8 protein-coding genes are annotated in these 8,653 nt (G+C 63.6%); 5 read left to right on the top strand and 3 right to left on the bottom strand.

The genetic code is table 11. The annotated features are described in order from the left end of the window. Positions 1-177 precede the first annotated feature (177 nt). Positions 178-951: a GntR family transcriptional regulator gene (locus C1D09_RS00610; RefSeq protein WP_143972504.1), complete on the bottom strand. Its 774-nt coding sequence runs from the start codon at positions 949-951 to the stop codon at positions 178-180. Between the two features lie 152 nt (positions 952-1,103). On the opposite strand from C1D09_RS00610, the gene C1D09_RS00605 reads away from it, so the two are divergent. The 4 genes from C1D09_RS00605 (at position 1,104) to kynU (ending at position 5,140) form a co-directional block, all read left to right on the top strand. After that, complete coding sequence (locus tag C1D09_RS00605; RefSeq protein ID WP_143972503.1) at positions 1,104-2,090, top strand: ABC transporter substrate-binding protein; 987 nt, start codon at positions 1,104-1,106, stop codon at positions 2,088-2,090. 65 nt (positions 2,091-2,155) lie between these two features. Continuing rightward, the gene (locus C1D09_RS00600) at positions 2,156-2,935 is read left to right on the top strand and encodes an ABC transporter ATP-binding protein (RefSeq protein WP_143972502.1); all 780 of its coding nucleotides are present in this window, start codon (positions 2,156-2,158) and stop codon (positions 2,933-2,935) included. Positions 2,936-2,940: 5 nt separating this feature from the next. After that, positions 2,941-3,864 carry an ABC transporter permease gene (locus C1D09_RS00595; protein WP_143972501.1) on the top strand — a complete coding sequence of 308 codons (924 nt, stop codon included), beginning with the start codon at positions 2,941-2,943 and terminating at the stop codon, positions 3,862-3,864. Positions 3,865-3,892: 28 nt separating this feature from the next. Next, a complete protein-coding gene (kynU, locus tag C1D09_RS00590; RefSeq protein ID WP_143972500.1) occupies positions 3,893-5,140 on the top strand; it encodes a kynureninase in 1,248 nt (415 codons plus the stop codon). A 4-nt stretch (positions 5,141-5,144) separates the two neighbouring features. On the opposite strand, the gene kynA is transcribed toward kynU, so the two are convergent. After that, entirely contained in the window at positions 5,145-5,981 is an 837-nt protein-coding gene (gene kynA / locus C1D09_RS00585; protein WP_143972499.1) for a tryptophan 2,3-dioxygenase, read from the bottom strand. Beyond that, positions 5,978-7,603 carry an AMP-binding protein gene (locus tag C1D09_RS00580; protein ID WP_143972498.1) on the bottom strand — a complete coding sequence of 542 codons (1,626 nt, stop codon included), beginning with the start codon at positions 7,601-7,603 and terminating at the stop codon, positions 5,978-5,980. Before C1D09_RS00580 ends, kynA begins: the two co-directional genes overlap by 4 nt. A 312-nt stretch (positions 7,604-7,915) precedes the next feature. Here C1D09_RS00580 and C1D09_RS00575 point away from each other — a divergent pair. Further along, positions 7,916-8,653: alpha/beta hydrolase (locus C1D09_RS00575; protein ID WP_143972497.1), on the top strand; the 738-nt coding region annotated here is incomplete at its 3' end.

Here is an 8,653-nt window from a genome sequence, read left to right as displayed (position 1 = left end):
GTTAATGGCCTGTGGCCTAGCCCTGAATGCGGTTTGGCATCAGGCATTCGAGATGCGTCCACGCGCGGACTGGTACGGTGTACCGATGCATTTCCGGCAGAACGAAACGAAATCAAAACGCCAACGATCGTAGTTTCAGGAGCCGGCTCGTCCGTGGATCTGGACGCTGCGGCAATATCATCCGGAAACAGCTTTCAGGCTGCCGGCGCGCGCGGTGTAGGTGTTGGCGCCATTGTCTTCGCTGTGGACATATACATGCAGCGTGTAGCCGATATGCGCCGTCATCAGCGCTTTTGCCCGCTCGACATCTCGATCGAGCGCCGCTTCCATGATCGCGGTGTGGTGCTCGATGGCGATCGCCTCGCGCAAGGCGTCCATAGCCTCGCCATAGCCGTCCTTCAGACCGGCCGCCGCCCGCAATGTCGGTGCCAGGCCGAGAAACCGATGATGCCGACGCAGCTGATCGGCGATCGTCGAGCGGAAGCGGAACAGCCAGTTGGACGTCGCCGCGCTGAGCAGCGCCGCATGGAAGGCCTCGTGGCTCTCGTCCCATTTGTCGACCGCCACATCGGAAGGGTCATCGACCGCGGTCTTGCAGCGCGAGAGCCGATAGTGAGCGGTGACGACCGCGTCCTCCCATTCCCTGCCGCCGTTCGCGATCGATTCCAGGAACAGCGGCATTTCAACAACCATCCTTGCGCGCGCCAGGTCCTCGAGCTCGGCGCGCGACACGGGAGCGACGGCAAAGCCGCGATTGCTGATGGCGGTGACCAGGTGTTCGGCTTCAAGTCGGGACAACGCTTCACGCAGCGGTGTCCAGCCGACGCCGTATGTGCCCCGCAGCGCGCTCAGCTTGAGCGGCGCCCCCGGCATGAGCCGGGTGGTCAGGATATCGCGCCGCAGCAGCTGATAGGCAGCCTCGGTCTTCGTGGAGTTGTTCTGATCGTGCATCGCGATCCGTCCATCATCGGCTTGTGAAAATTATATATGAACAGGAGGCATGGCAAGAATTATATATAATGTTTGACACACGGCGAGGGACTGACCATGATCGCCGCAGTTGCCGTCCTGTGAGCGGCGCCGATCAAATCTGGGAGGAAATGATGTTGAAGTCGAAATCCGCTTGGCTGTCGGGATTGGCCCTGGCAGGCGCATTGATGGTTAGCGCCGGCAGCGCCGCGGCCGATCAGATACGCATCGGCATCGCCAATTTCGGCGAGCATCCGCAGCTCAATGCCGCCATAGCGGGCTTCAAGAAGGCACTGGCGGAAAACGGCTTTGTCGAGGGCAAGGACGTCGTCTACACCGAGAGCCATACCAACTTCGATGCATCCCTGGTGCCGCAGATGATCGCCAAGCTGCAGGCGGAACGGCCCAAGCTGATCTACACCATCACCACGCCGGTCTCGCAGATCGCCAAGAAGGCGCTCGCCGATTCCGGGATTCCGATCGTCTTTGCCGCGGTCACCGATCCGGTGGCGGCCAAGCTGGTGCCGTCATGGGACGCCGGTGACGAAGGCATGACCGGCGCCAGCGATCTGCAGGACGTCGCCGCGGTGATGGCCTTTACCAAGAAGCTGCTGCCGAACGCCAAGCGCTTCGGGGTGCCCTACAATCCGGGCGAGGCCAATGACGTTGCCCTGATCGAAAAGATCAAGGCGGCGGCACCCGCCGCCGGCCTTGAGGTCGTCGAAGTCGGCATCGACAATGTCAATGACATCCAGCAACGCATCGCTTCGCTCGCCGGCAAGGCCGACGTGATCTACGGTCCGGCCTCGAACCTGATCCAGCCGGCGATCGCCGCCGTCTCCGCGGCCGCACGCCAGGCGGGAATCCCGGTCGTCAACTCCGATGACAGCGCGGTCCGCAACGGTACCGTGCCGGCGAGCTTCGCGGTCAATTACACGCAGGTCGGCATGAACGCCGGCAACATCGCGGCCGAGATCCTCAAGGGCAAGGATCCCAAGACGATCGCGCCGTCGCGCCCGGCCTATAAGGACCACATGGCAACGATTTCCCGCAAGGCGATGGCGGCGTTCGGCATCGAGATACCGGCTTCGATGGCCGATTGCGGCTGCATCGTCGACTGACATCGGCGCTGGAAGGGTGACGGCGTCGACGCCGTCACCGTCACCCTTCAGGCCAGGGAGGAACGATGCTCGAGATCCGATCCGCGCGCAAAGTATTCTACAAGGGCCAAGCCGACGAGAAGGTCGCGCTGGACGGCCTCAGCCTGTCATTGGCCACAGGCGAGTTCGGCATCGTCATCGGCTCGAATGGCGCCGGCAAGAGCAGCATGCTCAACGCCATTTCCGGTGCTCTTGTCCTGGATTCCGGCAAGATCCTGATCAATGGCGCCGACGTGACCGCCATGCCGGTGCACAAGCGCGCCACAAGACTGGCGCGCGTCTTCCAGGATCCGATGCGCGGCACCGCCGCCAGCATGACCGTGGCGGAGAACATGCTGCTGGCCGATCTGCGCAGCCAAAAACGCACGCTGCGACAAGGGCTGAACGCCGCGCGGCTCGCCTCCTACAAGGAGCGCCTGTCGATATTGGGCCTCGGCCTTGAAAATCGTCTCGACACCCGCGTCGACCTGCTCTCGGGCGGGCAGCGGCAGTCGCTGTCCCTGATCATGGCCGTTGGCGGATCGCCGGACCTGCTTCTGCTCGACGAGCATACCGCGGCACTCGACCCGCGCACGGCCGAGATCGTCATGCAGGCGACGGTGCGCGCCGTCAACGCGTTGAAGCTGACGACGCTGATGGTGACCCACAACATGCAGCACGCCGTCGACTATGGCAGCCGGGTGATCATGCTCGATGCGGGCCGAGTCCTGCTGGAGGTTAGCGGCGAGGAAAAGGCCAGGGTCACGGTTATCGATCTGATCGGCCATTTTTCCGTCAAGACCGACCGCATGTTGCTGGCGAGCTGACCGTCATGGGCTTGATTCAGGACGTTCTCACCAGCTTTGTCGCGATCATGCCGGTGACCTTGGCGCAAAGCCTGATCCTGGCCTTTGTCGTGCTCGGCATCATGATCCCGTTCCGCATGCTGAATTTTCCCGATCTCACCAGCGAAGGCGCCTTTCCGCTGGGCGGCTGCGTCTGCGGCGTGCTTCTTGCCGCCGGTGTATCGCCGCTGACCTGCATCGTCGTCGCATTCGCGGCCGGCTTCGCGGCGGGCTGCTGCACCGCCTTCATCCATCTGCGCTTCCGCATCCACACGCTGCTGGCGGGCATCCTGATGATGACGATGCTTTACAGCATCAACCTGCGCATCATGGGCAAATCCAACCTCTCGGTTTTCGGCACGCCCGCCGTCTTCGACTGGGTGCCGTTCGCACGGCCGGGTTATCCCGCCAGCAAGATCGTCGTCGCCGGCGTTCTCGCGCTCATCGTCTTCGCGGCGCTCTACATGTTCTTCAGGACCGAGAAGGGGACCGCCGTACGCGCCGTCGGCGCCAATCCCGACATGGCCGAGGCGCAAGGCATCAATGTCTGGGCGGCGACCATCGGCGGTGTCGGGCTGGCGAGCGCGTTTTCGGCCTCTAGCGGCGCACTGATGGTGCAGTCGCAGGGATTTGCCGACGTCAATATGGGACTGGGCATCCTCATCAACGGCCTTGCCGCGCTGATGATCGGGGAGGCGGTCGTCGGCAAGCAGACGGTGTGGCGCCAGCTGCTGGCGCCCTTTGCCGGCGCGATCATCTACTACCAGCTGGTGTCGTTCTGCCTCGCCGCCGGCATGCCGCCTCCCGACCTGAAGCTTGCTACGGGCCTGTTCGTGCTCGCCATGCTTGCCCTGCCGAGCCTCAAGCGCGGCCGGGGACCCGCGCCGGCCCGCGAAGCCATTCGTGAATAATCGGGACAACCAGGGAATGTCACAAATCATGCGTGCACCGCTCGATCTCGCAGCAGTCGAAGCCATGGATGCGGCGGATCCGCTGCGTGCCATGCGCGATCGCTTCATTCTGCCGCAAGGTGTGATCTACCTCGACGGCAATTCGCTGGGTGCGGCGGCGCCCGCCGTCTTCAACGAGCTGCAGAAGGCGGCGACGCAGGAATGGGGGCAGGACCTCATCCGCGCCTGGAACACGGCCGGCTGGTTCGATATGCCGGTCGCACTCGGCGACCAGCTCGGACGGCTGATCGGCGCCGCGTCCGGCCAGACGGTGGTCTGCGACACGACCTCGATCAACATCTACAAGGTGTTGCATGCGGCCCTTGGCATGCGGTCGAATCGCTCGGTCATCGTCGCCGAGGGCGACAGTTTTCCAACCGACCTCTACATGGCCGAAGGCGTGGCCTCGACGCGGCCGGGCACGGTGCTGCGGCTAGAAGGTGTCGACGCGCCCACCATCGAGGAACTGATCGACGAGCGCGTCGCCGTCATCTTGGTCAACCACGTCAATTACAAAACCGGACAATTGCGCGACATGGCCGCGCTGACATGCAAGGCCCATCAGGTCGGTGCCCTGATCGTCTGGGATCTCTGCCATACCGCCGGCGCCTTGCCGGTCGAGCTCGATGCCGCGAACGCCGATTTCGCCATCGGCTGCACCTACAAATACCTCAATGGCGGTCCGGGTGCGCCGGCCTTCATCTATGCCGCGAAACGCCATCATGATGATGTCCACCAGCCGCTGAGCGGCTGGTGGGGCCATGCGCGGCCCTTCGCTTTTGAACAAAGCTACACGGCCGGCAGCGGCATTCGCCGGTTCCTGTGCGGTACGCAGCCGGTGCTGTCGATGCGGGCGCTGAAAGGGGCGCTCGATATCTGGGATGATGTCGACATGGCGGCGGTGCGCAAGAAGAGCATCGCGCTCACCGACCTGTTCATCCAGCTCGTCGAAGCCAGATGCGGCGCCTACGGCCTCGAACTCGAAGGCCCGCGCAACGGCGATGAGCGGGGCAGCCAGGTGTCGTTCCTCCACCCGCATGGCTACCAGGTGATGCGGGCCTTGATCGAGCGCGGGGTGATCGGCGATTTCCGCGCGCCCTCGACAATCCGCTTCGGCTTCACGCCGCTCTATGTCGGTTACAGGGACGTCTGGCAGGCGGTCGAGGTGCTGGAGGATATCCTGCGCACCGGGGCGTGGCAGGAAGCGCGTTTCGCGGTCAAGACGGCGGTGACTTGAGACCTCAGAGCCGGGTGCGGACCGTCCACAGTTCCGGAAACAGCACGACCTCGAGCATCTTCTTCAGGTACGATGCGCCTGAGGTGCCGCCGGTGCCGCGCTTCAGGCCGATGATGCGCTCGACCGTGGTGACGTGATTGAAGCGCCAGCGGCGGAAATAGTCCTCGAAGTCGACCAGTTTCTCGGCCAGCTCATAGAACATCCAGTAGCGCTGCGGATCGCGGTAGACGGTCTGCCAGGCGACCAGGACTTCTTCGTTTTCGCTGCGCGTCTCGCGCCAGTCCGTGCGTCTGGCGTCGGCGCCGATGTCAAACCCGTTGCGCGACAGAAGCAGCAGTGCTTCATCATAGAGCGACGGTTCGGCTAGGATTACCTCCAGCTTGCCGGTGAGGTCCGGCCGGTGCTTGTGGGGTCCCAGCATTGCGAGATTGCGGTTGCCCGCCATGAACTCGATGGCGCGGTATTGCCAGGACTGGAAGCCGGAGGATTGGCCGAGCGCGTCGCGGAATTCGGTGTATTCGCTGGGAGTCATCGTGCGCAGCACGTCCCAGGCATTGTTCAACTGCTCGAAAATCCGGGCGACGCGCGACAGCATTTTGAAGCTCGGCTCTAACCGGTCAGCGCGAATGGAGCGGATGGCGGCGCCGATCTCATGCAGAGCGAGCTTCATCCACAGTTCCGAGGTCTGGTGCTGGATGATGAAAAGCATCTCGTCATGCGCCGACGACAGCGGCGTCTGTGCGTCGAGCACTTTTTCCAGATGCAGATAGTCGCTGTAGGACATGCGCTCCTTGAACGACATCTGTGCGCCTTCGGACGGCGGATCGTAGGGCTCGCTCAATTGTTTTTCTCCGTGCGCAGCCGGAAGCGCTGGATCTTGCCGGTCTGGGTCTTGGGCAAGGCTGCGATGAATTTGATCGAGCGCGGATATTTGTAGGGCGCGATCGTTGCCTTGACGTGGTCCTGCAGGCGCTTGACGGTCAATGCATCGGGCGCCACGCCTTGCACAAGCACGACATGCGCCTGGACGATCTGGCCGCGTTCGCCGTCCTCGGCACCGATGACGGCGCATTCGGCGACATCGGGATGCGACAGCAGTGCCGCCTCGACCTCTGGCGCGGCGATGTTGTAGCCGGCGCTGACGATCATGTCGTCGGAACGCGCGGCAAAATGGAAGAAGCCGTCCTCGTCCTGAATAAAGGTGTCGCCGGTGAGATTCCAGCCGTCGCGCACATACTCCTTCTGCCTTTCGTCGGCCATGTAGCGGCAGCCGGTAGGACCGCGCACCGCCAGCCGTCCGGTCTCGCCGCGCGGCACCTCGCGCATCGCGCCATCAACGATCCGCGCCTCATAGCCGCCCACCGGCTTGCCGGTCGATGCAGGCTTCATGTCGCCAAAACGGTTGGAGATGAAGATGTGCAGCATTTCGGTGGCGCCGATGCCGTCGAGGATCGGCTTGCCGGTCTTCTCGGTCCATTCTTCGAAGACCGGAGCCGGCAAGGTCTCGCCGGCCGATACGGCGACGCGCAGAGACGACAAGTCGGCGCCTTCGTCCATGGCTTTCAGCATGGCGCGGTAAGCGGTCGGCGCGGTGAAGGAAATGGTCGCTTTGTAAGTCTCGATGATGCGGATCATGTTGGGCGGCGTCGCCTGTTCCAGCAGCGTTGCCGCGGCACCGAAGCGCAAGGGGAAGATGGCGAGGCCGCCAAGGCCGAATGTGAAGGCGAGCGGTGGTGAGCCGACGAAGATGTCGTCCGGCGTGACCTGGAGAATTTCGCGGGCATAGGCATCGGCGATGATCAGGAGATCGCGGTGGAAGTGCATCGTCGCCTTCGGCGCGCCCGTCGTGCCCGAGGTGAAGCCGAGCAGCGCGACATCGTCGCGGCCGGTGTTGATGGCGGTGAAGGTGACCGGCTTGTCGAGGGCGGCGCGGTCGAGCTCGGCATCATGGTTGGCGGTGCCGTCGAAGCCGATCACCTGCTTCAGGAACGCGCTGTCCTTGGCGCAGGCGGTCATCTCGTCCATCAACCTGGTGTCGCAAAGCGCGGTGGTGATCTCCGCCTTGTCGACGATCTTGGTCAGTTCGCCGGCGCGCAGCATCGGCATGGTGTTGACGACCACCGCGCCGGCCTTGGTGGCGGCCAGCCAGCAGGCGACCATTGCGGGGTTGTTGGCGGAGCGGATCAGCACCCGGTGGCCTGGCTTGACGCCGTAGTTCTCGACGAGTGCGTGCGCCAGCCTGTTCGTCCAGTCGGACAGTTCCTTGTAGGTGCGGCGGCGGCCATTGCCGATCAGGGCGGTGTGGTCGCCGAAGCCCTTCTCGACGAGCCTGTCGGTCAATTCGACGCCGGCGTTGAGGTGCTCGGGATAGTCGAAGCCGTCAAGCAGGAAATCCGGCCATTGATCCGGCGGCGGCAGGTGATCGCGCGTGAACGTGTCGATATGCGCTGAAGGTCCAAGCATGTCGCCGCCATCCCATTTGCTGCCTGGCCGGTGCGCGAAGCAAACCTGGCCAAGGGGTTGGATATGAAGTTCCTGTCATTCGCGAGAGGCTTCGTGCAGCCAGTTACACTGGTTCGGCGACGCCACCGTAAGGGTGAACATCCGCAGATTTGGGCGGCACAGCGGACCTCCCATTGTCGGCTGTTCAAGGCAGGATCGCACCAGTCGAAATTTGTTTCAAGCCTAAAATGTTTTTGCCCTGAAGCATTGACGCATGGCATGGTGACCGCCATTGCTAGCTCCAAACGCATGCGTTTTTAGGAGAGGGTGCCGATGCCTAGACATCGCATTGCCGATTGGGACAATGCCTACGCCAATGGTGCGAACATCGCCGGCAGCGACCGTTGGCCAGCCGCGTGGGCGGAACCGGCGCAAGCTTTCCGGGCCGCGCTGGCGGCACAGGGCCGGACGCGGCTGGACATCGCCTATGGCGAGCGGCCGCGCAATCGCCTCGATCTTTTCCTTCCCGAGGCCGCGCCCAAGGGGCTCGTCGTGTTCATCCATGGCGGTTACTGGCTGGAGTCCGACAAGAGCGACTGGTCGCATCTGGCCAATGGCGCGGTCGGCAGCGGCTTTGCCGTGGCGATGCCGTCCTACACGCTGTGCCCGGACATACGCATCGCCGGCATCGTCCGTGAAATCGGCGCGGCGATCGAAAAAGTGGCGGCGCTGGTCGACGGGCCGCTGATTTTGACTGGACATTCGGCCGGCGGACATCTCGCGAGCCGGATGATGACCACATCAACGCCGCTGCCGGCGAATGTGGCAAAGCGAATACGTCATGTCGTTTCGATCTCGGGCCTGCACGACCTGCGCCCGCTCATGCGCACCGGTATGAACGCCGCCTTGGCGATCGACGAGGCCGAAGCCCAGGCCGAAAGCCCCGCACTGCTGCGGCCCCTGGATGGCGGCTCCATCACCTGCTGGGCCGGCGGTGGCGAGCGCTCGGAATTCCTGCGCCAGAATGCGCTGCTGGCCAATATCTGGACCGGCCTTGGCGCTGTCACCAAC

The organism is Mesorhizobium intechi (assembly GCF_002879535.1).
Classification (GTDB): Bacteria; Pseudomonadota; Alphaproteobacteria; order Rhizobiales; family Rhizobiaceae; genus Mesorhizobium; species Mesorhizobium intechi.
Note: the sequence above shows the minus strand (reverse complement) of the source record. Positions and strands in the feature narration are given on the sequence as shown.

What these genes read in the sequence shown, in the direction of transcription:
- C1D09_RS00610 (WP_143972504.1), bottom strand. Translation starts at nt 951, where the DNA reads ATGCACGATCAGAACAACTCCACGAAGACCGAGGCTGCCTATCAGCTG.
- C1D09_RS00605 (WP_143972503.1), top strand. Translation starts at nt 1,104, where the DNA reads ATGTTGAAGTCGAAATCCGCTTGGCTGTCGGGATTGGCCCTGGCAGGC.
- C1D09_RS00600 (WP_143972502.1), top strand. Translation starts at nt 2,156, where the DNA reads ATGCTCGAGATCCGATCCGCGCGCAAAGTATTCTACAAGGGCCAAGCC.
- C1D09_RS00595 (WP_143972501.1), top strand. Translation starts at nt 2,941, where the DNA reads ATGGGCTTGATTCAGGACGTTCTCACCAGCTTTGTCGCGATCATGCCG.
- kynU (WP_143972500.1), top strand. Translation starts at nt 3,893, where the DNA reads ATGCGTGCACCGCTCGATCTCGCAGCAGTCGAAGCCATGGATGCGGCG.
- C1D09_RS00580 (WP_143972498.1), bottom strand. Translation starts at nt 7,603, where the DNA reads ATGCTTGGACCTTCAGCGCATATCGACACGTTCACGCGCGATCACCTG.